Genomic DNA, 25,341 nt, shown 5'->3' on the forward strand with positions numbered 1-25,341 from the left:
GTTTGGGTCGGTTAGCCTTGGAGGATCGTTGTCGACCACTGACGAACGTTTACGCGCCGAGTATGTGACCGACCCGGCGGCAGCCATGGCGCGCCTGGCCGCCGAGGACCATTTCGGCGACCATGTGGTCTACGAGCGCGGCGGAGAATGGGTCTTCGCCGCGGACCCGATCGGCAGCGTCGAACTCGACGCCGGCGAACTGCGGATCACCTGGGCGGGTGAGACCACGGCCCGTGGCTGGTCCGGCAGCCCGGCCGCGGTGATGAACAGCGTGCTCGCCGAACTGCCGATGACCGGCCGCAATGCCTACGGGTGGATCGGGTTCGAATTCTGCGCGTGGTCGCTGGGAGCCACCGGGTATCTGGGCCCCGGCACCGCCCTGGTCCATCTGATGATTCCGCGCGTCGAGGTGCGGATCGACACCACCGGGGCGGTCTGGATCACCGGAGCCGATCCGGACGAGGCCGCGACTCTCGCCGATACCGTCGCGAGTTCCCGGGATACCGCGCTCCCGCAACCCCATCCGGTGGATGTGCGGATCGACACCTCCGGCTACCGCGAGCGCGTCGCCGCGGCCGTGGCGGAGATCGAGTCCGGGCGGTACCAGAAGGTCATTCTCTCGCGGAAGGTCGAGTTGCCCTTCGCGGTGGACATCCCGGCCACCTACCGGCTCGGCCGAGCGCACAACACCCCCGCTCGCTCCTTCCTGCTGAACCTGGGCGGATTGGAGGCCGCCGGGTTCAGCCCGGAACTGGTGCTCTCGGTGGACGACGACCGGACGGTCAGTACCGAACCGCTCGCCGGCACCCGCGCCTTCGGGCTGGGGGCCGAGATGGACAGTGCGGCGCGCGCGGAGCTGGTCTCCGATCCGAAGGAGATCGTCGAACACGCCCTCTCCGTACAGACCTGCTTCGCCGAGATCGGTACGGTCGCCGAACCCGGCACCACGTCGGTCTCGGATTTCATGGCGGTGCGCGAACGCGGCAGTGTGCAACACCTGGCCTCCACCGTCCGGGGGCGCCTCGCGGCCGGCCGTACGGCCTGGGACGCGCTGGACGCCATCTTCCCTTCGGTGACCGCCTCGGGTATTCCGAAGCGGCCGGGGGTCGATTCGGTCTTCCGGCACGACCGTCCGCGTGGTCTGTACTCCGGTGCGGTGCTCATGGTTTCGCCGACCGGCGCATTGGAGGCCGCGCTGGTGCTGCGTGCGGTGTACCAGACCGGTGCCGGTGCGTGGTTGCGCGCGGGAGCCGGGGTGGTCGCGCAGTCGCGGCCCGAACGGGAGTTCGAGGAGACCTGCGAGAAGCTGGGCAGCGTGGCGCCCTATGTGGTGAGGGCGTAGGGCACCCGGTCGGCCGGTGCGGAGACGGTCGCGGGCCCGGCGGCCCGGACCGTCTCCCGACCTACTCCTGGGCGCGCAGGGCCTTCTTGTCGATCTTGCCCACCGCGGTCAGCGGCAGGGTGTCCGCGCGGCGCAGGAGGTCCGGGAGTTTGTAGGTCGCCAGACCGCGCTCGGTGAGGAACTCCTTGATCTCGGCCAGGGTGGGCATATCACCGGTGACGACCAGTACCGCGCAGACCTTTTCGCCGAGTCCGGGATCGGGCAGGCCGACCGCGGCCGCGTGCCGGACGGCGGGGTGGGCGAGCAGATGCTCCTCTAGTTCGTCACAGGAGACGTTCTCCCCGCCCCGGTTGATCACGTCCTTGATCCGGCCCGACACCACCAGGTGCCCACTGGGCAGTTGCCGCACCAGATCGCCGCTGCGGTAGTAACCGTCGGCAGTGAAGGCGCGGGCATTGTGTTCGGGGGCGCGGTAATAACCGCGCAGGGTGTACGGGCCGCGGGTGAGCAGTTCGCCCTCCGCGCCCGGTGTGACGTCCTTGCCGTCCTCATCGACCACTCTGATCTCGTCGGCCGGGCACAGCGGGCGGCCCTGGGTGGTGCAGACGATCTCCGGATCGTCGTCGAGTCTGGTGAAATTCAGCAGCCCCTCGGCCATACCGAAGACCTGTTGCAGTGTCACCCGGAGCGCGGGCGCCACTTCGCGGGCGTTCACCTCGGCCAGTTTCGCGCCCCCGACCTGTAGCAGCCGCAGGGAGGAGATATCGGCGTCCTCCCATTCCACCGCGGCCGACCACAATTGCGCCAGCGGCGGCACCACCGCGGTGACGGTGACGCGATGGCGTTCGATCGCCGCGAAGGCGCTCTCCGGGCTCGGATCGGTGACGAAGGCCAATGCGCCCCCGGTCGCCACCGTGCCCAGGATGCCCGGACAGGCCAGCGGGAAGTTGTGCGCGGCGGGCAGGGCGGCCAGATAGACGTCCCGGTCGCCGAGTGCACAGACGGCGGCGCTCGCGGTGGCGTTGTAGACGTAGTCGTCGTGGGTGCGGGCGATGAGTTTGGGAAGTCCGGTGGTGCCGCCGGAGACCAGCATGAGCGCGATATCGGCGGGGTCGATCGCGGGCAGCGATCCGGTGTCGCGGGCGATGGACATCAACTCGGTGAATTCGCCGGCCGCACCGGCGACCAGGACATGGCGCAACGATTCGACGGTGGTCAGCAGGGTGGCGGCCAGTGGCCGGTAGTCGAAATCACCCTGGCGGTCGGCGACCAGATACGCGACCGCGCCGGAGAGACCGGCCAGGTGTTCGATCTCGGCCCGGCGGTGCGCGGGCAAGGTGAGCACCGGAATGATGCCGGCGCGCAACAAACCGAACAGTGCGATCGCGAATTCGGGGGTGTTGAGCAGTTGAACGATCACCCGGTCGCCGGGTGCGATCCCGAGGGCAAGGAACCCGTAGGCCATCCGGTCGGCTTCCGCGTCCAGTTCGGCGTAGGTGAGCGGCCGGTCGCCGAGCAGTGCCGGACGCTCCGGGCTACGGCGCGCGGTACCGCGGAGTAGATCGCCCACGGTGGTGCCGGTCCAGTAGCCGGCGGCACGGTAGGTCTCGGCCACGTCTTCGGGGAAGGGAACATAACCGTCACGGTGGGTGCCGGCGGCGGTGGAAGTCACGATATGCCTCATCGGGAAAACAGGGACTCGAAAGCGTGTGCGGCGCGTTTCCGGTCCGTTGATAGGTTAGGCAACCCTATATCTTTTGAAAAGGGCGTGTCTCTTCCGTGCAGGTCCCGGCGGTGAGCGAGAGACCCGGATGCCGTGCGGGATACCCGGTCCGTCGCGCCCGGTGCACATCCCCGTCGCGCATTAGACTCGCCCCATGAGTGGTTGGGGCGTCGGGGACATCCCCGATCAGCAGGGTCGAACCGTCATCATCACCGGGGCGAACAGCGGGCTCGGCGCGGTCGCCGCGCGAGCCCTGGCCGGAGCCGGGGCGCAGGTGATCCTGGCCTGCCGGAATGTGGGCAAAGGGCAGGCCGTCGCCGACGAGATCGGCGAGCGGGCGCAGGTCCGGAAGCTTGATCTGGCCGATCTGTCCTCGGTCCGGGAGTTCGCCGCCGGGGTGGAGAGCGCGGACGTCCTGATCAACAATGCCGGCGTGATGGCGGTACCGCTGCGGCGGACCGCCGACGGTTTCGAGATGCAGATCGGGACCAACCATCTCGGCCATTTCGCGCTCACCGGCCTGCTCCTCGGCAAGATCGGTGAGCGGGTCGTCACCCTGTCGAGCGGTGCCCACGCGGCCGGTGCCATCGACCTCGGGGATCTCAACTGGGAGCGGCGCCCGTACAAGCGCTGGTCGGCCTACGGCCAGTCGAAGCTGGCCAATCTGCTCTTCGCCTTCGAACTGCAGCGCCGGCTCGCGGCGGCCGGCTCGGCGAAGTTGTCGGTGGCGGCCCACCCCGGCTACGCCGCCACCGAACTGCAGTCCCATACCGAGACCGTGCTCGACTCGGTGATGAACATCGGGAACAAGGTATTCGCGCAGAGCGCGGAGATGGGGGCGCTGCCGGAACTCTTCGCCGCCACCGCCCCGGTCGAGCCGGGCGCCTACTACGGACCGACCGGCTTGGGCGGGATGCGCGGCCACCCCGGGCGCTCGGGCAGCTCGAAACGGGCGAAGGACCAGCTCACCGCGCGTTCGCTGTGGGAACTCTCGGAGCGGCTGACCGACGTGAAGTTCGATTTCTCGGCCTGATCACCCCGCCGGTCCGCGGTGCTCAACCGCCTGATGTCACACCTGTGTCCGCTGCGTCGTCTTCTCTGTGACAAGGCAGGAACGAAAGGAATCCGGACATGGAACCCCGTGTGAATCTCTTCGAGAACAAGGTCACCGCGAGCTATGTGAAGCGGCTGGTCACCGCCGGCAAGGTGGCCGAGGGCTCGGGTCTGCCCGCAGCCACCTACGAACTGGTGAAAATCCGGGCCAGCCAGATCAACGGCTGCGCGATGTGCCTGGATATGCACACCAAGGACGCCCTGCACGCCGGGGAATCCTCGCTGCGGATCAACCTGGTCGCCGCCTGGCGGGAGGCCACCGTCTTCACCGAGGCCGAACGCGCCGCGCTCGAACTCACCGAGGCGGGGACCCGGCTGGCCGACGGCGGCGGGGTGAGTGAGGAGACCTGGCAGCGGGTGCGCAAGCACTACGACGACGACCAGATCGGTGGGCTGATCGTCGCCGTCGCCACCATCAACGCGTGGAACCGGCTGAACGCCATCGCCCACACCCCGGCCGGGAACTACGAGCCCGGGCAGTTCTGACACGGCGCCGGGGCGGGATTGTGTCGAGTATCACTTTCCGGCATGCGATTCCGCCCCGCCTCCACCTTCGTGGTCAACCGCCTGGTACCGTCACCAATCGTGCAGCGCGTGTATTTCTGGTTTAGCAAGCCGGCCCGGGGCGGGTCGGTCTGCGGCTACCACGCGCGCTGACCAGTTTCCCCCGAGCCGGATGACGACCGGCTCGACGGGTGAATATTTCCGTGGGTCGGCCCGAACGAGAAGGACACCACCCACGATGACAACCGCAGTCGATATCGACGCCCACCATTCCGATCTGGACGATCAGCGCACCCTCAGTGTGAGCCCGCTGCGCTCCCCGGCCGAGGTGCGTCGGGTCCATGCCATCACCGACGATCACGCCGCCACGGTGCGGGCCGGACGTAAGTCCACCGTCGAGGTTCTCAACGGGGTCGACGACCGCCTGATGGTGGTCGTCGGGCCGTGCTCGGTGCACGACCCGGCCGCCGCGCTCGACTACGCGCGGCGACTGGCCGCCGCGTCGGCGGAACTCTCCGACCGGCTACACCTGGTCATGCGGGTCTACTTCGAGAAGCCGCGCACGACGCTGGGCTGGAAAGGGCTGATCAACGATCCGCATCTCAACGGCAGCTTCGATGTCAACACCGGGCTGGGTATCGGCCGTCAGCTGCTGCTCGACATCACCGCGCTGGGTCTGCCGGTGGCCTGCGAGTTCCTCGACCCCATCACCCCGCAGTACATTTCGGATCTGGTCTCCTACGGCGCGATCGGCGCGCGCACCGCGGCCAGTCAGGTGCACCGGCAGCTGAGCAGCGCCCTGTCCATGCCGGTCGGGATCAAGAACGGGACCGACGGCGATGTGCAGGTCGCCGTGGACGGGGTCCGGGCGGCCGCGGCCAGTCATGTGTTCCCCGGCACCGATCTCGACGGCCGGGCCGCGCTGATCCAGACCGCGGGCAACGAGGACTGCCATGTGATCCTGCGCGGCGGATCCAACGGCACCAACTACGACGCGGCCTCGGTGGCCGACGCCTGCGCGCGGCTGGAGAAGTCGAAGCTGCCGCAGCGGATCGTGGTCGACGCCAGCCACGGCAACAGCAACAAGGACCACCGGCGCCAGCCCGTCGTCGTCGCCGATATCGCCGAGCGGCTGGCCGCGGGTGAACCGGGTGTCGTCGGCGTGATGCTGGAGAGCTTCCTGGTGGAGGGCCGCCAGGATCTCACCCTGGGCCGGTCCGCCGATCTCACCTACGGCCAGTCCATCACCGACGCCTGCATGGACTGGGACACCACCGCCGCCCAGCTGAACCGGCTGGCCGACGCCGTCGCCCGCCGCCGCCGGCGCTGACGATCCGGTCGCTGCGCCGTACGGACCATACGTCCGCGGCGCGGGCGGCCGGGCCTGCGACCAGTGCGTATCCGGCCGCTACCGCCGAATACGACGGACGTCTCGCATCAGACCCCGGCCGGCCAGTCGTTCGCCGGGCCGGGTGGATCGGTGTTCAGGCGGGCGGCCATCCAATGGTCACGACGGTTTCCGCGCAAGACGCTGCCCAACCGGGCCAGACCTTCGTAGCGGAAACCCTGTGCGCGGATCGCGGCGGCGGACGCGTGATTACCGACGAAAGCCCGCCAATGGATGCGGGTCAGGCCCATTCCCGCCGGGTCGAAGCCGAAATCGCACGCCAGCGCGATCGCCCGCGATATCAGGCCCCGGCGGCGGTGCTCTGCGGCGAGCCAGTAACCGATTTCGGCGGAACCCTCGTCCGGCGGCCGCACGCCCAGGCCCACGGTGCCGACGAGGCGATCGTGCTCGCCGAGCCGGATCGCCCAGCACGGACTGCCGGCGGCCCACCCCTCGGCCGACCTGGTGCGGACGAAATTCTCGGCATCGGCGCGCCCGTAGGGCACCGGGATCGTCACCCATTCGGCGATCGCCGCGTCCTGGCAGCATTCGACGATCGCCTCGATATCTGATTCCACCGGCCGGCTCAGCCAAACGGTCCCGTCGCTCAGTGTGCGCTCCTCCACTCGTCGATGGTGACAGTTCGAGAGGGGCCGCGGCATCCGAATTCCCGGGCCGGCGCGCCGGGTCGCCGCCCGGCCGGGCCGCGGGACTCCGTAGAATTCCGGCGGTGGTAGCCACGCTTCTCGCCGACCTCTTCGAGTCCCATCGTGGACATCTGCTGGCGGTGGCCTACCGGCTGACCGGCAGTGTGGCCGATGCCGAGGACGCGGTGCAGGAGAGCTGGTTACGGCTGGCCGGCACCTCGCAGTCGGAGATCGAGGATTTACGCGCCTGGCTGACGACCGTGGTCTCCCGGCTCTGCCTGGACCGGTTGCGCAGTGCCGCGGTGCGCCGGGAAAACTATGTCGGCCAATGGCTCCCGGAGCCGGTGGTGACCCCGCTGACCGGCGCGCCCGGTGCGGACCCGCTCGCCGCCGTGGTGCAACGTCAGGAATTCCGGATGGCCGCCCTGGTGGTGCTCGATCAGCTCACCCCACCACAACGCGTGGCCTTCGTACTGCACGAAGGTCTGCAGGTGCCCTACGGCGAGATCGCCGGCATCCTGGACATCACCCCGGAGGCGGCCCGGCAGCTGGCCGCCCGCGCGCGCAAGGTGGTCCGCGAGCAGACGCCGCCGGTCGCCGCCGACGGCGAGCATGACGCGGCCGTGCAGAAACTGCTGGTTGCGCTGGGGACCGGTGATGCCCGCGCGGTGGCGGCGGTGCTGCATCCGGACGCGAAGATGATCGGCGATGCCGGCGGCACCACCCAGACCGCGCACAACATCATCTACGGACCGGACAAGGTCGCCCGGCTGTTCCTCGGTCTCATCCGTCGCTACGGCCTGGACCGTCCGGGCGTCGATTTCGGGGCCGAGGATATGGAGTTCGTCCGGGTCAACGGACAGCTCGGAGTGCTGTTCTATGCCCGCCCCGGCGACGGCGACTATCCGGGTTTCCCGTCGCGGGTCATGGGATTCACCGTGGTGGACGGCGTGATCCAGGGCGCCTACGACCACGCCAATCCGGCGAAACTGCAGGGGGTCCGGTTGCGCTGACCGGACCGCTCAGGCCGCCATCGGACGGGTCCGGTCGGTGAGCAGCAGTGCGGCCATCGCCCCCAGTACCGAACCCATCAGGAACCGCTGGACGCGCAACCACAGCGGCTGTCCGCTCAAGAACCCCGCGACGGTCCCCGCGGTGCACACGATGAGAGCGTTCACCACCAGCGCGACGGTGATCTGCACGGCCCCGAGGCACAGGCTCTGGGCCCATACCGGGCCCGCCCCGGGCGATACGAACTGCGGAATCAGCGCCAGGTACATGACCGCGATCTTCGGGTTCAGCAGATTGGTCACCAGCCCCATGGTGAACAGCTTGCGGCCGGGGTCCCGGGGGAGCGGTTCGGGGGTGAAAACCGAGACCGCACCCGGCCTGATCGCCTGCCAGGCCAGCCACAGCAGGTAGGCGGCCCCCGCCGCCTTCAGCGCTGTGTACAGCGCCGGAACCAGTGTGAACACCGCGGTGATCCCGGTCGCGGCGGCAGTCAGGTAGACGCCGAAACCGGCGGCGACCCCGGTCAGCGAGATCATTCCGGCGCGCCGGCCCTGCGATATCGTGCGGGAGACGAGGTACATCATATTGGGGCCGGGGGTGAGCACCAGGCCGAGCGCGGCCACCGCCACCCCGGCTGCCGCGGCGAGTTCGATCATGGATCCAATACTGACCTTGCGGGGTGAGGGTTGTCTCGGTCCAGTCTGCACCCACTGGCTTGCGTGGACCTCGCGCCGGCGCCGGGCTTACGCGCCGGGCCCGGTATCACCGATCGGTGCGCTGTCGGTGGGTTCGGGGACAATGGTTGGAGCCGAGGTGAGGAGGTGTCCGTGGCAGACGGGCCGCTGATCGTGCAGAGCGATAAAACAGTGTTGCTGGAAGTCGATCATGAACTCGCGGATGTGGCGCGCCAGGCGATCGCTCCGTTCGCCGAGTTGGAGCGGGCGCCCGAACACGTGCACACCTATCGGGTGACGCCGCTGGCCCTGTGGAACGCGCGGGCCGCGGGGCACGACGCGGAGCAGGTGGTGGACGCGCTGGTCGGGCACTCCCGGTTCCCGGTGCCCCAGCCGCTGCTGGTCGATATCGTCGAGACGATGGCCCGTTACGGGCGATTGCAGCTGGTGAAACACCCGGCGCACGGATTGACGCTGGTCAGCCTGGATCGCGCGGTACTCGCCGAGGTGCTGCGACACAAGAAGATCGCTCCCATGCTCGGCGAGCGCATCGACGAGGACACGGTGGTGGTGCACCCGTCCGAGCGCGGGCACATCAAACAACAGCTGCTCAAGATCGGCTGGCCCGCCGAGGACCTGGCCGGCTACGTCGACGGTGAGGCCCATCCGATAGACCTGGACTTCCACGGCGCGAGCTGGCAGCTGCGCGACTATCAGGAAATGGCCGCCGATTCCTTCTGGGCGGGCGGGTCCGGGGTGGTGGTGCTGCCGTGCGGGGCGGGCAAGACGATGGTGGGTGCCGCCGCGATGGCGCGCGCCAAGGCCACCACCCTCATCCTGGTGACCAATACCGTCGCCGGCCGCCAATGGCGGCGGGAGTTGCTCGCGCGTACCTCGCTCACCGACGAGGAGATCGGTGAGTACTCCGGCGAGCGCAAGGAGATCCGGCCGGTCACCATCGCGACCTACCAGGTGATCACCCGTAGGTCGAAGGGTGAGTACAAGCATCTGGAACTCTTCGACAGCCGGGATTGGGGGCTGGTGATCTATGACGAGGTACACCTGCTGCCCGCGCCCGTTTTCCGGATGACGGCCGATCTGCAGTCGCGACGCCGGCTCGGTCTCACCGCGACCCTGGTCCGGGAGGACGGCCGGGAGGGCGATGTCTTCTCGCTGATCGGCCCCAAACGCTACGACGCGCCGTGGAAGGATATCGAGGCCCAGGGCTGGATCGCCCCGGCCGACTGTATCGAGGTCCGGGTCACGCTGACCGATGCCGAGCGGATGGCCTACGCGACCGCCGAGCCCGAAGAGCGCTACAAGCTCTGTTCCACCGCGCACACCAAGATCGCGGTGGTGAAATCCATCCTGGACCGGCATCGCGGTGCACCCACCCTCGTCATCGGCGCGTATCTGGACCAGTTGGAAGAACTGGGCGTCGCCTTGGACGCACCGGTGATCCAGGGGTCGACGAAGAACAAGGAGCGCGAAGCGTTGTTCGACGCCTTCCGCCGCGGCGAGATCCCGGTTCTCGTGGTCAGCAAGGTCGCGAATTTCTCCATCGACCTACCGGAGGCGTCGGTGGCGGTGCAGGTTTCCGGAACCTTCGGTTCGCGCCAGGAAGAGGCCCAGCGGCTGGGCCGGCTGTTGCGGCCCAAACAGGACGGCGGTCAGGCCCATTTCTATTCGGTGGTGGCCCGCGACACTCTGGACGCGGATTATGCTGCGCATCGGCAGCGTTTCCTCGCCGAGCAGGGGTATGCCTATCGCATAACCGATGCCGACGATCTGCTGGGCCCCGCTATAGGACCCGGCGAACAATAAGGGCATTCCGAACTCCACTGACTGTGTTAGGAATGGCGACGTGCGACGCTTCGAATTCGCGGTGGACCGCCGGCACGCCCACGCGGTCAATGAAGTAGTCGCCGGACGCCGCCGGGTGCGGTTGTCCGCGATGCTCGCCGCCGTCGCCGCCACAGCCGCCACCGCCTATCTGGTGTGGCTGGGACATCCCTGGTCCTATCCGCTGGCGCTGGCCTGTGCGCTGGGGGCGGTGACGGCGCTGTGGGTGGCGCTGTGGGCGCCGCGCCGGGCCGGTATCGACCGCCTCTACGCCGAAGGTGAACTGGTGCCGGCGGTGGTCTCGCGGATCCAGGCACGCGGTGCGGTACTGCTCGCCCTGGTCAATCTGGCGCGCCGCGATTCCGGCGAGCAGCGGTACGCGCTGGTCACCAAGAAGGTGCGGCATCTACCGGGACATCGGGTCGCCGAGGGGGAGCGGGTTCCGGCGGTCGCGGTGCGCGGTGACCGGACCACCCGCTCGATCGGCGAGCGCTGGCTCCCGGTCGAGACGATGCCGATCGCCTGGGGTACCGCCGATACCGCGGTGATCGAGCGGGCGCGCGCGGCCATCGGCGAGAACGAATGGCGGTTGCTCACCGATAATCTCGCCCGCGCCGACGAGGTCCATCGCAGCGCGGCCAAGCGGTTGCTGCTCGATCCGGGCCGGCTGCCGGAGGGGCTCGGCGCCTGAACCGGTGGCCGGTGCCGCCGGGCATCCGGCGGACCGCGCGCCGGGAAACCCTCGCGCGCCGCGTTTTCCGGGGTACCGGAATCCGGGGCCGGATGCGACTAACGTCGTCGGGCGGGATGACCCGGGAAACACAACTCGATCACGGAAGGTGGAAACGCATGAGGCTCGGCCGCTGGCTGATCGCCGGGGTGGTGGTGCTGGCGAGCCCGGCGCTGGTTCCGGCCGCGGCACAGGCGCCGTCCGCGTCGCTGGCGGGTTCGGACGGCCTGAACGACTCCTACTTTCCGCAGGACGGTAACGGTGGTTACGACGTCGCCCACTACGACGTGACCCTCGGCTACGATCCGGCCGATCATCAACTCACCGGATCCACCCGGATCGACGCCTCCGCCACCCAGCCGCTGACCTCGTTCAACCTCGATTACAGCGGACCTCCGGTGCGCGCCGTACGGGTGAACAACGCGCCGGCCGGGTTCGAATGGCAGAAACCGCACGAGCTGGTCGTGCACCCGGCCCTGCCGCTGCTGCCCGGTCTGCCCTTCACCGTCACCGTCGACTACGCGGGTACCGCCCCCGATACCCGCGGCGAGGGCTGGACCTACGCACCCACCGGTGGCGTTTTCGCCGCCGGACAACCACATTCGGCCTCCACCTGGTATCCGCTCAACGATTCCCCGCGGGACAAGGCGACCTTCACACTCCACACCACCGTTCCCGCGGAATGGGAGGTGGTGTCGGGCGGTGTGCGGGTGCGTGACGAGGTGCGCGACGGATTCCGCACCGTGAGCTGGGAGCAGCGGCATCCGGTGATCGGCTATCTCACCACCGTCGCCATCGACCGATTCGAATATCTGGAGCAGCGCCGCGCGAACGGCACGCCGCTGCTCAGCGCTTTCGCGCCGGGTGCCGAGGACTTGCGGCAGTACGAGGAAAAGCTGCCGCAGGTACTCGATTTCACCGAGAGCCTCTATGGCCCGTACCCGTTCGACACCGGCGGCGGTATTTTCCTGTCCGTCGACATCCCCTTCTCACTGGAAACCCAGACCCGGCCCACCTATGCGGCCTGGGCGGATCTGAACACCGTGGTGCACGAGACCGCCCATCAGTGGTGGGGCGATTCCGTTTCGGTGGAGAGCTGGTCCGATATCTGCCTCAACGAATGCATCGCCAGCTATACCGCCGACTATCTGTGGCCCGAGCGGACCGAGGGCGCCGATGTGGACGCCGAATACCGCAGGACGGTCCGGGAGATGCTGGCGAAGCCGAAATTCTGGGCCGTTCCACTGGAGGATCCCGGCCCGGAGAAGATGTTCACCTCGGTGTATTACCGGGGGCCGCTGTTCATGCACGCGCTGCGCAAACAGCTGGGGGACGACGTCTTCTTCGCGGCCCTGCGCGAATTCGTGACCGTCCACGCCTACGGTAATGCCTCGATGCGGGACTTCCGCGACTTCGTCCAGTCCACATCGCCGACCGATCTCACCGGGTTCTTCGACGCCTGGTTACGCGGTACCACGCCGCCGCCCGAGCAGTACCTCTACCCGGGATCACTGCGCGGCTGAGCGCCGCGGCGGCACGGTTATTCGAGCAGCGCGACCGACGAGATCCGATGCAGGGTGAACTGCCGGACCGTGCCGGTTACCGGGTCCAGCGCGTCCAACTGCCCGTTGCCGACCCGCACCGGCTCGACGACCCGCTGGATCGCGGTGCCCTTGGCGTCGACATAGCCGATGTGCACCTGGCGCCGCACCCGCGCGGCCAGCTGCAGCAGTGCCAGCGCGGCGGCCGTGCTGGTGCGGGTGCCGTCGCTGCGTACCACCTGCCCGGAGGTGGCGGTCGCGGCGCGCTCCCCGGCACGTAGCTCGGTGACCAGAAGTTCCAGTTGATCGGTCGTCGGTGGGGTCGGCCGATACGGTTGCCGGGCCAGCGGCCGCACTCCGATCCGCGCACCGCGTTGACGTAGATCCACGATCGCGCCGGAGGCGTCCTCGCCCGCGGGTGCGAAACCCGCCCGGCGCAGTTCTTCGAACAGTTCGCCCAGCGGCGCCTGTGATATCGCCACCGTCGGGGCGATACCGCGCAGGGCCAGGGTCTCGGCCACCGGGGAGGCCAGGACCTGCGCCAGCAGTGCCGGGTCCTCACTGCGCACGAAAGACTGCGCCATCCCGGCCCGCAACCGGCCGTGCCGCCGCGCCACATCGTCGATCAGGTAGGTGAGGGTCTGCGGAACCGGAGTCCGGGAATGCCGGCCGAAGAGGTTGTGCAGCTCGGCGGCGGTGAGACCGGCATCGAGCGCGCGGCGCAGGGTGGACTCCCCGATCCGGTAGACGGTGGCCGCACCGGCCGACTCCACATCGGCGACCAATTCGATCCGGCGTTGTAGATCGGCGGTCAGCGGTCCGGGCGCCACCACTGTCAGATCGGCCTGGACCAGGACATGGTCCACCGGCTCGGGGAGGGCGGCCTCCAGCGCGGTTTCGGCGGCCGCGAGGGTATCGGTCAGTAGCATCCGGCCCGCGCCGGTGAGCGCGCCCCGGCCCACCACGCCGAGGGCGGCAGCCTCGTACAAGGTGTTGTCCACCACTTGCCGGCGGAAATGCCGCCGGCGCCGCGGGGTGCGCCAGGCCAGCAGCTGGGCGAGTGCGGCGGGTTCGAGTTCGATGCCGGATGGTTGCTCGGCGAGTGCCTCGAGCACGATCCGCCGGTCCCGCACGGCGTACGGCACCCGGAGTTCGTGCGCGAGCGCGGCCAGCGGCTTGTCCGCGGCATCGCGCAGGCCGATCATCCACGGATACCGATCGAGCTCCAGCCAGGCGTGCGCGAGCGGGACCCAGCGGCGGGCCGACGGCGCCTCCAACCAGGAGTCCGCGGCCGGGGTCGGCGCCCAGAAATCGTCGGCGTCGGCCTCCGGCGGTGGGTCGGGGAAACCCTTCTCGATCAGTTTCGCCGCCGCCAGCAGCTCCACCAGCAGACCCGCCCGGGTCTCGTCGATACCGGCCGCCTTGGCTATCCGGCGCAGTTCCCGCACGCCGAGACCGCCCGCGCGCAGTGCCGGCGCGGGCAGCTGCCCCAGTACTTCCAGGATCGCGGCGCAGTGCCGGAGCAGTTCACCGACCTCACCCGCCCCGACGCCGTCGACTTCACCCGGCGGGTGCGGGATCGCCCGGGGCTCGGGTTCGGCGAGCCGGTACGGGTCGGTGACCGGTTCGCCGCGCAGCACCTGGCCTACGGCGGCCGGTAGCTCCACTGTCTCGTCATCGATCCGCCGGAGCAGTCGGGCCGCCAGCAGTCGGGGCACGGGCCGGTCGGCGGGCGCGTCCGGGGCGGCATCGCGGGTGCGTCCGCGCGGTCCGGTCTCGGCGAGTTTGTCCAGGAGCGCGCGTTCGGCCTCCGGGAGGTCGGTGAGCGCGGTGGCTATCTCCGATTCGGACAGCGCCGGGGTGCTCTCCGCTCCGCTGCCCAACGGCCACGGCAGCGCCTCGGCGACGGCGGGTACGAGGCGGATGCGGTCGCCTTCGAACCAGAGCAGGGCCCGGTCGGCCAGTTCGGTGACGGCCGCGTCCACTGTCGCGGCCTTGGCCCGGGCACGCAGCGCGCGTTTGAGTTCGGTGCGGGTCATCGGTTCGCCGCCGCCCGCAGTGTGCACGGCCAGCACTTCCACGATCGCGAAGGGCACGGTGCCGAGATCGTCGGCCGCGCGCAGTACCGAAGCGCGCTGTTCGGCGCGGGCGGCGAGCACTGCCATGGAGGACGGCAGCGGTACCGCGAGATCGGGCCGACGTTCCAGCAGTGCCACCAGCTGTGCGTCGGATCGGGCGCCGAGCCAGGCGGTGAACGAGTCTTGGCCGGTCATCCGGTCCAGACTAGCCGGGCGCCGCGGGTTCGGTGGGGCGCGGCCCGATGACCCACGCGGCGCGGTCCGGCCCGCCGGTCCCGAGCGTGCGACGGGTGTCGTCGAGGCGGTTGACATGCGACGCCGCGGCAGGGGCATGCCAGAATGAGGGGGTGGTGAACAAATCGAAGAAACCCTATATCGACAACGGCTGGCCCGAGGTGGCCGACGGTGAGCACGCGGTCACCGAGCTGTCGTCGTCCCGCTCCGGTAACCTCTCGCCCTTCGGCGAGGACACCGAGTTCCCGGTGGCTTCCGACCAGCTGCCGTATCTGCACCCGCACACAGTGATCAACCGCTGAGCGGACGAACGAAAGAACCCCGCGTCACCTGAGGGTGGAGCGGGGTTCTTTCGTGGTCGAGGTGCCCGTTCAGGAGGGCAGCAGGCCCTTGTTGGCCTCGAAGACATTGAGCAGGCCCGGATCCAGTTGCGGGGTGCCGGCCTTGACGGCTTCGAACAGATCCAGTGCGGGCTGCGGGACCTGCACACCCTGCGCCTGGACGGCGGCGAGCGCACGATCCACGGCGGTGTAGACCTCTTGGGTCTGGGTGGGTGCCTGGGCCGGAGCCTGGGTCTGGGTGCCGGGCGCGGCCTGGGTGCCCGGGGTTTCGGTCTGCACGGCCGGAGTGTCGGCCGGGGTTTCGCGCGGGGTCGAGCCGCTGCTCAGGCCCAGCGAGGAGGAGCAGGAGGGCCAAGCGCCCCAGCCCTGCGAGGCAAGTACATTTTCGGCGACGGCGATCTGCTGTTCGCGGCTGGCCTGGTTGGCGGTCGCGGCGTACTCTCCGCCGCCGTTGGCCTGCCAGGTGCTCTGCGAGAACTGCAGTCCGCCGTGATAGCCGTTGCCGGTGTTGATGGCCCAGTTGCCGCCGGCTTCGCACTGCGCGAGTCGATCCCAGTCGGAGTCGGGTGCCGCGCTGGCTGTACCGGCGAGGGCTACACCCGCACCGCTGATCATGGCGCCGGTGACGGCAACCTTGGCCACAGTGCGACCGGTATTGGTGGGCTTGCGATGGCGTCCACTCATTCGGGTTCGTCTTCCTCTCGTACGCACCTGCGAGGTATTCGCTCGGGTCCAGGCTGAGAGGGTGCCCGTCCCGCCCTCGCCCCTCTTGGTTTCCGTTGGGTTCCGGTACCCGCGGGGCGAGGTTCGGTGCGGCGGGCCGGTGGGCCGGATGTGCCCGGCTGGGGTAGACGGTACGACGTTCCCGCCGAAAAATCACTATTTGGTAACCGGCGTGTGCGGATCGGTTGCGGAGCGGTCACGGGCACCGTCCAGCGACTCTGCGCAGCTAGTGGGACTGCATCGGGTATCCGGCGTAGGACACGCGGCCCCGTTATCTTGTCGTTATGTGATTATCATCACATCGGGCTTGGGATGTGTCCCGGCCGGGTACTGGACAGATGTCACCTGGATCTGCGACCGGAGCGCAACGCGAAGATCAACGCCGCGACGAAGCCGACGGGAGCCAGCATGGCGCCCAGGTACAGCCAGAGGCCCGGCTTGCCGTCGGTGAGGATCGGGGTGAGGAAGATCGCCACCACCGACAGCAGTCCGACGGCGAAAAGACCCAGCGCGAGCTGAAGTAACCAGTTGCCGGGGGTGCGCCCGGACGGGGGGCCGGAGGGCCGCGGATCGGCAGGATTCGTCACCGTTCGACCGTAAAACTGATGTGCTGGGGCTGTGCCCACCGGGGTAGACTCGGAGCGATCTCGCGTCCTGCATGCTTGTGGGGCGCGTTTTTCTAGTAGGGGAAAAGACCTGCCATCAGCGGGTTCCAGCAGACGAGCGTGCCCGGGCCCGGTGGGTCGGGTGCCGAACAGACGAACGGGTGAGCGCAGTGCCGACCGGCAAGGTGAAGTGGTACGACGTGGAAAAGGGCTTCGGCTTCCTTTCCCAGGACGAGGGTGAGGACGTCTATGTCCGCTCGTCCGCGCTGCCCCAGGGCGTCGAGACGCTCAAGCCCGGTCAGCGGGTCGAATTCGGGATGGCGGCCGGGCGGCGTGGGCCGCAGGCGCTGAGCCTGAAGCTGGTGGAGGCGCCCCCGTCGGTGCGGCAGAACCAGGAGCGCGGCGCCCGCAAGGAGCCGGTCGCGCGTAAGCACAGCCCCGATGAACTGCACGGCATGGTCGAGGACATGATCACGCTGCTCGAGGCGAAGGTGCAGCCGGACCTGCGCAAGGGCCGCTACCCGGATCGCAAGACCGCCCAGCGGATCTCGGAGGTGGTGCGCGCGGTCGCGCGGGAACTCGACAGCTGACCCGACGCGCGCGGAACTTCGTGGGCCGGCCGGATCATCCGGCCGGCCCACTGTCGTCTCAGGCCGTCTTGATCGACCACACCGCGTGGGGGATGGGGAATTCGTTACCGGCCTCGTCGATCGCGATGATCATCACCTGCAATTCCACGCCGATCAGTTCCAGCCCCGGTTCCGGCCGGGAGGCGACGGTCAGGGCGCGCGTGTTCGCCGGATGGTCCCGGTAGGAACTGGGCCGCTCGACGATCTCCCCGTTCTCGCGGGTGTACAGCGGCAGCAGTTCCCACGGGCTCTCCACGAGAGCGTCCGGTAGCGAGATCTGCAGAGGGTTACCGGCCGGCACATCGAGATAGACGGTTTCGCCCTGTCGGCAGTCCTCCATCCGCACCGTGCAGTAGCGGAACGGCGGCACCGTCACGGTGGTGCCGTGCGCGTAGGCGGTGAGTTCCGGGTCCTTCGGCTCGGCGTTCCGGGCCAGCAGCCAGACCACGCCGGCGGTCGCGGCCACCAGCACCAGGATCCCGGCCAGGGCCAGCGCGAGGGTCGTGCGGACTTTGTTCGTACTCACCGGGCGGCTTCTCCTCGTGGGGGGTCGTAGTGCGGAAATTCCTGCTCGGCGTGCAGCGGTCGGCGACCGCCGAGACCGGGCAGCAGACTGAACCCGCGATAGCTCAGCACAGTCTGGACGAGCCCCCCGACCAGTACCGCACTGACCACCGCGAAACCCTTCCAGTAGTCGGTCGGCAGCAGGACTCCGCCCGCGCCGCCGATCACCCAGCTGAGCTGCAGGACGGTTTCGGACCGCCCGAACCCGGAGGCGATCGACTCGGGCGGTAGATCGTCCTGGATGGCGGCATCGAGCGAGACCTTGGCCAGCGCGCTCGCCCCCGCGGCGACCAGGGCGGCCACCGCCGCGCCGAACAGGTTGTCCATCACCACGGCGAGGACGGCGACGGCCGCGCAGCCGATCGTGCAGTTCACCACGATCAGCGAGGGCCGGCCGAGCCGGAGCCGGGCCCCGGCGGCGTTACCCGCGAAATTACCGACGGCGGCGGCCGCGCCGACCAGCCCGAGCATCGCGGCCTGCTGGACCGGACGGTGTTCGGTGGCCTTGGCCACGAACGCGACGTAGAAGGTCAGGAATCCGGTGAGCACCCGGATACTGCCGTTACCCCACAGTCCGGTGACGACGGCGCGGCCCAGCGGCTGCCGGCGTTTGCGGGCCGGTACCGCGGTCTCGTCGGCGGGGTCGTACGCCTCGGTGTCACCGTCGCGGGCGTGGTAACCGAGGGTGGTCGGCACCTCACCCTCGGTGATCTCCACCCAGCGCGGAATCTTCCAGCTCAGATATGCCCCGCCGACGGCGATCCCGGTGGCCAGGATCAGCGCACCGGTCGAGCCCGCGATCGCCGCGACGGCCGCGGCGAGGCCGCCGGCGCCCAGAGTGCCGCCGACCAGGCCGAAAACGGTCAGCCGGGAGTTCGTGCGCACCAGGTCGATATCGGGCGGCAGAACACGGGGTGTCACCGCGCTCTTGAGCACCGCGAACGATTTGCTGAGCACCATCATGCACAGCGCCAGCGGATACAGCACCCAGCTGTCGAAACTGAAGATCAGCACCACCGCCACAACCGCGCGCACGGCGAACGAACTGGCCAGGGCCAGTCGCCGGCCGCGCTGGAGCCGGTCCAGCGCCGGCCCGATGAGCGGCGCGATCACCGCGAACGGGGCGATCGTGATCAGCAGATACAGCGCGACCTTCGTTTTGCTCTCCGCGGTCGCACTGGCGAAGAACAGGGTGTTGGCGAGCGCGACCGCGATCGCGGCGTCCAGTGCGAAATTCGCCATGGTGGCGTAGGTGAGCGCGGTCAACCCGGATTTGCCCGCGCCGTCGGCCTCGGCCGCCCGCCGGAAGGTGGCGATGCCTTTTTCGGTGATCTCCCGGCCACGCATCGCCGCGACCCGGGTGACGGTGAGTTTGCGAGGGACACGCCGCCCCTCGGCGTCCTCGTGTTCCGCGGCGGCTTCCGTGCTCGGGTACTCCTTGGTCGCGGCCGGTTCTTCGGCGCCGCCGGCGTTCGCGGCGGTTCGCCGATCGCTCGTACCGTCCGGTTCGGTGCGATCCCGCGCCGCGGCGCCGGGACCCGGCCGGTCCCGTGGCCCGGCGCGGCCCTCGTCGGAAGACGCGCCCCGGCCGGTGGGACCGGACACAGCCGGGTCACGCCGCGCGCCGGGACCGCGGGAGAGAGCCGCACCACCGGGGGCACGGTGATCGATGGGCGGGTTCGGCCGGAAACGGGACGCCGGACCCGGTACGGCGCCACCGGCCCGCGGATCGGGACGGCCCGCCGTGGGAGCCCCGGGGATCGGCCGTTCCCACTCGGGCCGCCGGCTGTCCGCGGGGGAGGGCGGAGTGCCGTTCGGGCCGCCGGCTCGCCGGCCGGGGCCCGGTTCCGCCGTCCCCGGCCGGCCCGGCGGATCGACCGGGTCCGCCGACCCACGTGACCCGCTCAGCGAGCCGAGTAGGCGAGCGAAACGACCCTCCCGCCCCGATGTGCGGCCCCGGGCCTCCACCGGCGGGATCCGATGACCACTGTGCGCCGGCCCGGACGAATGGTCGTCCGGCCGCGCGGCGCCGGACTCGGCGGCGGGCAGCGGACGGGTCGGCGGCGGGGCCGGACGGCGGTTGCCGGGGTCGGGTTCACGATTGCGGTGTGGCACGTTCGGCGGGGGGTAGCGGTCGAAACCTGGATGCCGCTGGGGTGGCGGAGACTCGCCGGCGGGCCACTGACCGCGATCGGAACCGGAGGGCTCGCGGGAAGTGGGCACATCATCAATTCTGGCCCACGGTGACGCCCGGCAAACTCCGCCCTGCTCACAGCAGCCGGAAAGTGAGATGTGTCGCTGTACCGCCGCGCCGGTCAGGCCGGGACGAAACGAACCTCGAACACTGTGGGCCAGTACTTTCCGGTGAGCAGGAAGTGGTCGGTGCCCGGAATCTGGGCGATCCCGTTGAGCACGTCGGTCTGCGCGCGTTCGGCGGGTGACAGCAATCCGGTGGCATCGACGACCGCCAGGACACGCCCGGTTTCCGGATCGATCCGGAGAATTTCGTCGCTGGGCCAGGAGTTGGCGTAGACCGAACCGTCCTCGGCGCATTCGAGCTCGTTCAGGCGCGCGTCCTTGTGATCGGTCAGCGCGACCGACCCGGTCGACGCGAAGGTCACCGGATCGCGGAAGGTGAGTCCGGCCGATCCGTCGCTCATGACCAGCTGCCCGTTGCGGCTGCACAGGCCCCAGCCCTCGCCCTCGTAGCGCACCTGGCGCTTCTCTGCCAGCGTTCGCGGGTCGCGGGCGAAGGCGACCCCTTCTTTCCAGGTGAGCTGCCACAGCGTGTTGCCGGCCAAGGTGATGCCCTCACCGAAGAACGGCGGCGGGAGCTGGACGCGGGCGAGTTCGGCGCCGGTGGCGCGATCGGTCGTCCGCACGCCGGAGAACCCGACCATCCCGGTGCTCTCGTACAGCACCTCGCCGTCGATCTCCAGCCCCTGGGTGAACGCGCCCAGGTCGTGCCGATGGGTCGCCAGCACCTCGATGTCCAGGCGCGGTACCGCGTCGTCGGTGTTCCGGCAGGCGGCCGCGGCGAGCAGGCAGATCACCGCGGTACCGACCCAGGTTCGCCGAGTGCGCTTCATACGGCAAAATGTAGACCGTGAGCGCAGTATCTGTTTCGGACACCGAGGTGCGGACGATCCTGGCAGGGGCCGTCGACCTGGCTCGTAGTGCGCTCGTGGACCTGGAACCGACCGGGGTCGGAGCGCATCTGGGAGTCCGGGCCGAGGACGAATGTTCGGCGACGCACCGCTTCGAGGCCACGTTGCCCGGCTACCGCGGCTGGCAGTGGGCGGTGGTGGTGGCCGCCGCGCCCGGCGCCGACCGGGTGACCGTGAGCGAGTCCGCGTTGCTGCCCGGGCCCGACGCGTTGATCGCGCCGGAGTTCGTACCGTGGGAGCAGCGCATCCGGCCCGGCGATCTGACGCCCGGCGACCTGCTGGCCCCACCCGCCGACGATCCACGTCTGGCTCCCGGCTACACCGCCACCGGTGACCCCGAGGTCGACGAGACGGCCCCCGAGGTGGGTCTGGGCCGTAAACAGGTGCTCAGCCTGGAGGGCCGGGCCGACGCGGCCGAACGCTGGTACGCCGAGTACGGCCCCGATACCGAGATGGCCAAGGCCGCTCCCGGCTCCTGCGAGAGTTGCGGTTTCTATCTGCCGCTGGCCGGTGCGCTGCGCGCCTGTTTCGGCGTCTGCGCGAACGCGATGGGCGCCGACGGCCATGTGGTCCACATGGGATACGGCTGCGGCGCACATTCGGATACCCAATTGCCGACAGGCGCCGGGTCACCGATCTACCAGGCCTACGACGACGCCGCCATCGAGGTGGTCGCGGTGCCGCCGAAGTCGCCGGAGACCGCGCCCGGCAGCGAGGCGGCCGCCGAGGCCGACGTCGCACCGGACGCGGTGGTGCCGGGGCAGGCGGTCGTGACCGCCCCACCGGCGCAGGGGGCGGAATCGGAGGCGGGGGCACCCGAATCCCGGACTGCCACCGAGGCTGTGAGTCCGGCCGGTCGGTCCGCCGCTGCGGGTCCGGCCACGAGCGCCACCGCCGGCCCGGTCGCTACGAGCGCGCCCGGCCCGGCCGGCGAGTCGAGCCCCGAACCGGCTGTCGAGTCGGCCGCTGAGTCGAGCACGGGATCGAACGTCGAGTCGGCCGCTGAATCAGTTGCCGAGGCGAGCACCGAGTCGGGCCCTGAACCGGCTGCGGAGCCCGGCACCGGGTCGGTCGCCGGAACCGCTTCCGGACCGGCTGTCGAGACCATCGGCGAATCGGTCGCCTCGCCCAGCGGAGAGGCGGCTGCCGAAGCCACCGGCGACCCGGGTTCCGAGTCCGGGCCCGAGCCCGTCGGCGACCCGGCCGCAGTCGCCGCCCATCCGGCGGATACCGCGCCGGCCGGCGCCGACGCCGCCGATTCCGCGAACGAGCCGGTCGAGGCGACCGCCGCGGGCCCGGCGGAGCCCGGCCCCGCTGCCGCACCGGAAACCGCCGATCCGGCGGCCGAGCGCGAGTCGGCCGCCGCGGACGCGGAACCCGAAACCGAAACCGTCGCCACGGACCGGGCCGGTGCACCGGCCGCCGGGACGGAGAGCGGCGAGCAGACCGCGCCGGAGGCGGGCGACTCGGTTCCCGGGCCGGCCGACAGCTGACAAACGGCATCACCGGCCGAGCCCGGCTTCGGCGACGGCTGTCGGCGCGGTGCCCGGGCCGGTAGCCGACCGCCCTCCGTTGTGCGCGGCACGCCCGGTCCGTCCGGGCACGTACGCTGTCTCGCGTGAGTGAGACCGGTGCGGTGGGCGATACGTTCGGGCCAGTGGAAACAGATGCCGGTACCGCGGATCCCTTCGGCACCGCCGACCTGCGTGCCGCGGTACTGGCCGCCTGGCGGGATTCCCCGACCCGGCTGCGCGAGGACGCCGCTACCGAGGCGGACCTGGTGCGCGCCGGCTACCGCGATCGCCTGCTGACGGAACTGGCGCAGAATGCGGCGGACGCGGCGGTGAAGGCGGGGGTGCCGGGCCGGCTCACCGTGCGATGCACGGGCCGGACTCTCTCGGTCGCCAATACCGGCGCGCCGCTGGATATCGCCGGGGTACACGCGCTGACGGCCCTGCGGGCGTCGGGGAAATCCGGGAGTGGCGGGGAGACCGGACGGTTCGGTGTCGGTTTCACGGCTGTGCTGACGGTCTCCGACGAGCTCGAATTCCGCTCCACCAGTGGCTCGCTGCGTTTCTCCCGGGAGTTGACCGGTGCGGCGTTGCGCGCGACCGGCGTTCCGGCCCCGGGCGAGGGGGATGTGCCGGCGCCGCCCGTGCTGCGCCTCACCTGGCCGGTGACCGCCGCCCCGGCCGCCGGCGCGGATACCGAGATCGTGCTGTCGCTGCGTGCCGGAATCGACCCGGACGCACTGCTGGAATCCATGCGGGCCGAGGCCGCGCACCTGCTGCTGGAGTTGCCGGCGCTGCGCGAGATCCGGATCGGTGACGAGGTGGTGCGCGCCGAGACCCGTGATTCGGGGTGCGCGGGAGTACGCGAGTTTCGGATCAGTGGTTCCGGCACCGAACAGGTGTGGTGGGAATACCGGACCGCGCGGGCGCGCTGGCTGCTGCCGTTGCGCGACGGGATCCCGGTGCCCGCCGCGCCCGACGTGCTGCGGGCACCGACCCGTTCGGACGAAGAGCTGTCCCTACCGGCGGTACTGATTGCCGATATTCCGATGCAACCCGACCGCCGACGCGTGCTGCCGGGCAATCAGCCGGCCGAACTCGCCACCGGTTACGCCGATTTCGCTCGCGCGCTGCCCCGGCGGTACCGGCTCGTGCTGGTACCGACTCCGGGATTCGCGCGCAGCGAGACCGACGGGCTCCTGCGCGAGGCGATCCTGCGTGAACTGCGAACCGGTACCTGGCTGCCGGTGGTCGCCGCGCCCGCGGACGCCGGACTCGGCGAAACCCCCCGCGAAGACGCCGCGGACGACCGGGTGGCCGTACCCGCGCGGGCGAGCGTATTCCCCGATCTCACGCCCGAACTGTCCGGGCTGCTGGGTGGTGTACTCGATCCGCTGGTGGTCCCGGAACTGTCCGGTGCCCGCTACGCCGAGGCACTCGCGGCGCTGGAGGTGCACCGGCTCGGCCCGGCGCGGCTGGCGGAGTTGTCCGCCGGGCTGGAACGACCGCCTGCCTGGTGGTTCGCTTTCTACTCCGCGCTGGAACCGTTCGTCACCGACCCGCTGACGGTGGAGGAACTCGGCGCCCTGGCGGTGCCCCTCGCCGACGGGAGGTCGGTGACGGGTCCGCGGACGGTGGTGCTGGACGACGAACTCACGGCGCTGCCCGCGGCGGTTCCGGTGCACTGGGCGCGGCTGGTGCATCCGGACGCGTCGCATCCGCTGCTGGCACGCCTCGGTGCGCAGCGGGCGCGGATCGCGGATCTGCTGTCGGATCCCGCCTTACAGGCGGAATTGACCGAGCACCCCGACGATCCGGAGACGATCGAGGCGGTGCTCCGGTTGGCCGCGGCGGCCGCTCCGGCCGACCTGCCGGACTGGCTCGGCCTGCTCGAACTCCCCGACAGTACCGGTGGCGCGCGCCCGGCCGACGAACTGCTGCTCCCCGAGGCCCCCTTGATCGAACTCCTGGTCCCGGATTCGCCGTTCGGGGTAGTCGCGCGGGAGGTGGTCGCCGAATACGGTGCCGACGCGCTCCGGGCGATCGGTGTCGGATGGGATTTCGGGGTGGTCACCGAAACCGACCCCACCGGCCCCGACCATCACCTCGACGACGAGGAGACCTGGTGGTCCGGGCTCGCCGAGGACCCCGCGGAACTGGTCGCCGTGCGTGACCTGGATCTGGTGGACGACGCGGCCTGGCCGGAGGCGCTGTGGCGGTTGCTCACCACGGAACGGACCCGGCCGCTGCTCGGTGACCCGGACGGTTACACGGCGTGGTGGTTGCGCCACCACGCCCGGATCGACGGCATCGCGCTGGGCGGCTACCGGCATCCGGCGGATACCGAATTCACCGGACTACTGCCGGAACTCCCGATCACCGGCCTGTCCACGGCCGACCTCGACGCATTGCGCGGTTGTCTCGCCGCCCCCGCGACCTTGGATCGCGACCTCGTCGAAGCGCTGCTGGCGGCGCTGGCCGACAGCGAGAAGACTCCGGCACCCGAGGTGGTCGCCCTGGTCCATGCCCGGCTCGGCGCCGCGGTGCCGCGGCTGGATCTCGGCACACTCGATCCGCCCGATCGCGTCCGGGCCCTGTCCGGAGCGGTGATCGACGCCGCGGACGCCCTGGTGCTGGACCGGCCCTGGTTCGGCCTCGCGGTGCCCGCGGACCGGCTCGTGGCCGCCGATCCGGCGACCGCCGCCGACCTCGCGCTGCTGCTGGATCTGCCGTTGGTCTCCGAACAGGTCGACGCGGAGGTGGTCGGCCCGGGTCACGAAACCGATTGGGCGGGGGAGCCGCTGGGCGTGGTGCTGCGCCGGTTGTTCGACCTGCCACCGCAGGACGGACCTCTGATCCTGCACGACGAACTGTGTATCCGGCTGACGGGCGCGGTCACTCGGACGGTCACCGTGCCGTGGTGGCAGGACGGTTCGACCACCCATGTGCGGCGCCCCGGCCGGCCCGCCTGACCG

21 protein-coding genes are annotated in these 25,341 nt (G+C 70.1%); 12 read left to right on the forward strand and 9 right to left on the reverse strand.

Features of this window, described 5'->3' with window-relative positions; all coding sequences use genetic code 11:
- Window positions 1-28: 28 nt before the first annotated feature.
- The gene (locus IG75_RS0118505; RefSeq protein WP_030522823.1) at window positions 29-1,342 is read left to right on the forward strand and encodes a salicylate synthase; all 1,314 of its coding nucleotides are present in this window, start codon (window positions 29-31) and stop codon (window positions 1,340-1,342) included.
- Window positions 1,343-1,403: 61 nt separating this feature from the next.
- On the opposite strand, the gene IG75_RS0118510 is transcribed toward IG75_RS0118505, so the two are convergent.
- A complete protein-coding gene (locus tag IG75_RS0118510) occupies window positions 1,404-3,026 on the reverse strand; it encodes a (2,3-dihydroxybenzoyl)adenylate synthase (RefSeq protein ID WP_051714713.1) in 1,623 nt (540 codons plus the stop codon).
- A 193-nt stretch (window positions 3,027-3,219) separates the two neighbouring features.
- On the opposite strand from IG75_RS0118510, the gene IG75_RS0118515 reads away from it, so the two are divergent.
- The 3 genes from IG75_RS0118515 (at window position 3,220) to IG75_RS0118525 (ending at window position 6,012) form a co-directional block, all read left to right on the forward strand.
- Complete coding sequence (locus IG75_RS0118515) at window positions 3,220-4,098, forward strand: oxidoreductase (protein WP_030522821.1); 879 nt, start codon at window positions 3,220-3,222, stop codon at window positions 4,096-4,098.
- Window positions 4,099-4,196: 98 nt separating this feature from the next.
- Window positions 4,197-4,664: a carboxymuconolactone decarboxylase family protein gene (locus IG75_RS0118520; protein WP_030522820.1), complete on the forward strand. Its 468-nt coding sequence runs from the start codon at window positions 4,197-4,199 to the stop codon at window positions 4,662-4,664.
- 256 nt (window positions 4,665-4,920) lie between these two features.
- The gene (locus tag IG75_RS0118525) at window positions 4,921-6,012 is read left to right on the forward strand and encodes a 3-deoxy-7-phosphoheptulonate synthase (RefSeq protein ID WP_030522819.1); all 1,092 of its coding nucleotides are present in this window, start codon (window positions 4,921-4,923) and stop codon (window positions 6,010-6,012) included.
- A 107-nt stretch (window positions 6,013-6,119) separates the two neighbouring features.
- Here the strand turns inward: IG75_RS0118525 and IG75_RS0118530 are convergent, their stop codons facing one another.
- Entirely contained in the window at window positions 6,120-6,695 is a 576-nt protein-coding gene (locus IG75_RS0118530) for a GNAT family N-acetyltransferase (protein ID WP_030522818.1), read from the reverse strand.
- A gap of 104 nt (window positions 6,696-6,799) precedes the next feature.
- Between IG75_RS0118530 and sigJ the strand changes: the two genes are divergently transcribed.
- Entirely contained in the window at window positions 6,800-7,729 is a 930-nt protein-coding gene (sigJ, locus tag IG75_RS0118535) for an RNA polymerase sigma factor SigJ (RefSeq protein ID WP_030522817.1), read from the forward strand.
- Window positions 7,730-7,738: 9 nt separating this feature from the next.
- On the opposite strand, the gene IG75_RS0118540 is transcribed toward sigJ, so the two are convergent.
- Complete coding sequence (locus tag IG75_RS0118540; protein ID WP_030522816.1) at window positions 7,739-8,383, reverse strand: LysE family translocator; 645 nt, start codon at window positions 8,381-8,383, stop codon at window positions 7,739-7,741.
- A 171-nt stretch (window positions 8,384-8,554) separates the two neighbouring features.
- Between IG75_RS0118540 and IG75_RS0118545 the strand changes: the two genes are divergently transcribed.
- The 3 genes from IG75_RS0118545 (at window position 8,555) to IG75_RS0118555 (ending at window position 12,496) form a co-directional block, all read left to right on the forward strand.
- On the forward strand, window positions 8,555-10,225 hold the full coding sequence (locus IG75_RS0118545; RefSeq protein WP_030522815.1) for a DNA repair helicase XPB: 1,671 nt from the start codon (window positions 8,555-8,557) through the stop codon (window positions 10,223-10,225).
- A 40-nt stretch (window positions 10,226-10,265) separates the two neighbouring features.
- Window positions 10,266-10,934, forward strand: a complete 669-nt coding sequence (locus tag IG75_RS0118550; RefSeq protein WP_030522814.1) for a DUF3239 domain-containing protein — start codon at window positions 10,266-10,268, stop codon at window positions 10,932-10,934.
- Between the two features lie 158 nt (window positions 10,935-11,092).
- Window positions 11,093-12,496: a M1 family metallopeptidase gene (locus IG75_RS0118555; RefSeq protein ID WP_030522813.1), complete on the forward strand. Its 1,404-nt coding sequence runs from the start codon at window positions 11,093-11,095 to the stop codon at window positions 12,494-12,496.
- Window positions 12,497-12,513: 17 nt separating this feature from the next.
- Here IG75_RS0118555 and IG75_RS0118560 read toward each other — a convergent pair whose 3' ends face one another.
- Window positions 12,514-14,787, reverse strand: coding sequence for a helicase-associated domain-containing protein (locus IG75_RS0118560; RefSeq protein ID WP_030522812.1), 2,274 nt, complete (start codon window positions 14,785-14,787; stop codon window positions 12,514-12,516).
- A 152-nt stretch (window positions 14,788-14,939) separates the two neighbouring features.
- Here IG75_RS0118560 and IG75_RS0118570 point away from each other — a divergent pair, with 152 nt between their 5' ends.
- Entirely contained in the window at window positions 14,940-15,128 is a 189-nt protein-coding gene (locus IG75_RS0118570) for a hypothetical protein (RefSeq protein WP_030522811.1), read from the forward strand.
- 69 nt (window positions 15,129-15,197) lie between these two features.
- On the opposite strand, the gene IG75_RS0118575 is transcribed toward IG75_RS0118570, so the two are convergent.
- Complete coding sequence (locus IG75_RS0118575) at window positions 15,198-15,851, reverse strand: transglycosylase family protein (RefSeq protein ID WP_030525812.1); 654 nt, start codon at window positions 15,849-15,851, stop codon at window positions 15,198-15,200.
- A gap of 380 nt (window positions 15,852-16,231) precedes the next feature.
- The gene (locus IG75_RS36380; protein ID WP_036514522.1) at window positions 16,232-16,477 is read right to left on the reverse strand and encodes a hypothetical protein; all 246 of its coding nucleotides are present in this window, start codon (window positions 16,475-16,477) and stop codon (window positions 16,232-16,234) included.
- Between the two features lie 188 nt (window positions 16,478-16,665).
- On the opposite strand from IG75_RS36380, the gene IG75_RS0118585 reads away from it, so the two are divergent.
- Entirely contained in the window at window positions 16,666-17,085 is a 420-nt protein-coding gene (locus IG75_RS0118585; RefSeq protein WP_030522809.1) for a cold-shock protein, read from the forward strand.
- Window positions 17,086-17,143: 58 nt separating this feature from the next.
- Here IG75_RS0118585 and IG75_RS0118590 read toward each other — a convergent pair whose 3' ends face one another.
- From IG75_RS0118590 to IG75_RS0118600, 3 genes are all read right to left on the reverse strand, one after another.
- The gene (locus tag IG75_RS0118590; RefSeq protein WP_030522808.1) at window positions 17,144-17,650 is read right to left on the reverse strand and encodes a DUF2771 domain-containing protein; all 507 of its coding nucleotides are present in this window, start codon (window positions 17,648-17,650) and stop codon (window positions 17,144-17,146) included.
- Entirely contained in the window at window positions 17,647-19,293 is a 1,647-nt protein-coding gene (locus IG75_RS0118595) for an MFS transporter (protein ID WP_245713308.1), read from the reverse strand. Before IG75_RS0118595 ends, IG75_RS0118590 begins: the two co-directional genes overlap by 4 nt.
- A gap of 710 nt (window positions 19,294-20,003) precedes the next feature.
- Window positions 20,004-20,777, reverse strand: a complete 774-nt coding sequence (locus IG75_RS0118600) for a glutaminyl-peptide cyclotransferase (protein WP_030522806.1) — start codon at window positions 20,775-20,777, stop codon at window positions 20,004-20,006.
- Between the two features lie 17 nt (window positions 20,778-20,794).
- On the opposite strand from IG75_RS0118600, the gene IG75_RS38340 reads away from it, so the two are divergent.
- Both IG75_RS38340 and IG75_RS0118610 read left to right on the forward strand, forming a co-directional pair.
- Window positions 20,795-22,348 carry a DUF3027 domain-containing protein gene (locus IG75_RS38340; RefSeq protein WP_245713309.1) on the forward strand — a complete coding sequence of 518 codons (1,554 nt, stop codon included), beginning with the start codon at window positions 20,795-20,797 and terminating at the stop codon, window positions 22,346-22,348.
- Window positions 22,349-22,512: 164 nt separating this feature from the next.
- Entirely contained in the window at window positions 22,513-25,338 is a 2,826-nt protein-coding gene (locus tag IG75_RS0118610) for a sacsin N-terminal ATP-binding-like domain-containing protein (RefSeq protein ID WP_030522804.1), read from the forward strand.
- Window positions 25,339-25,341 lie beyond the last annotated feature (3 nt).

It is taken from the genome of Nocardia rhamnosiphila NBRC 108938, from assembly GCF_000720425.1.
GTDB lineage: Bacteria > Actinomycetota > Actinomycetes > Mycobacteriales > Mycobacteriaceae > Nocardia > Nocardia rhamnosiphila.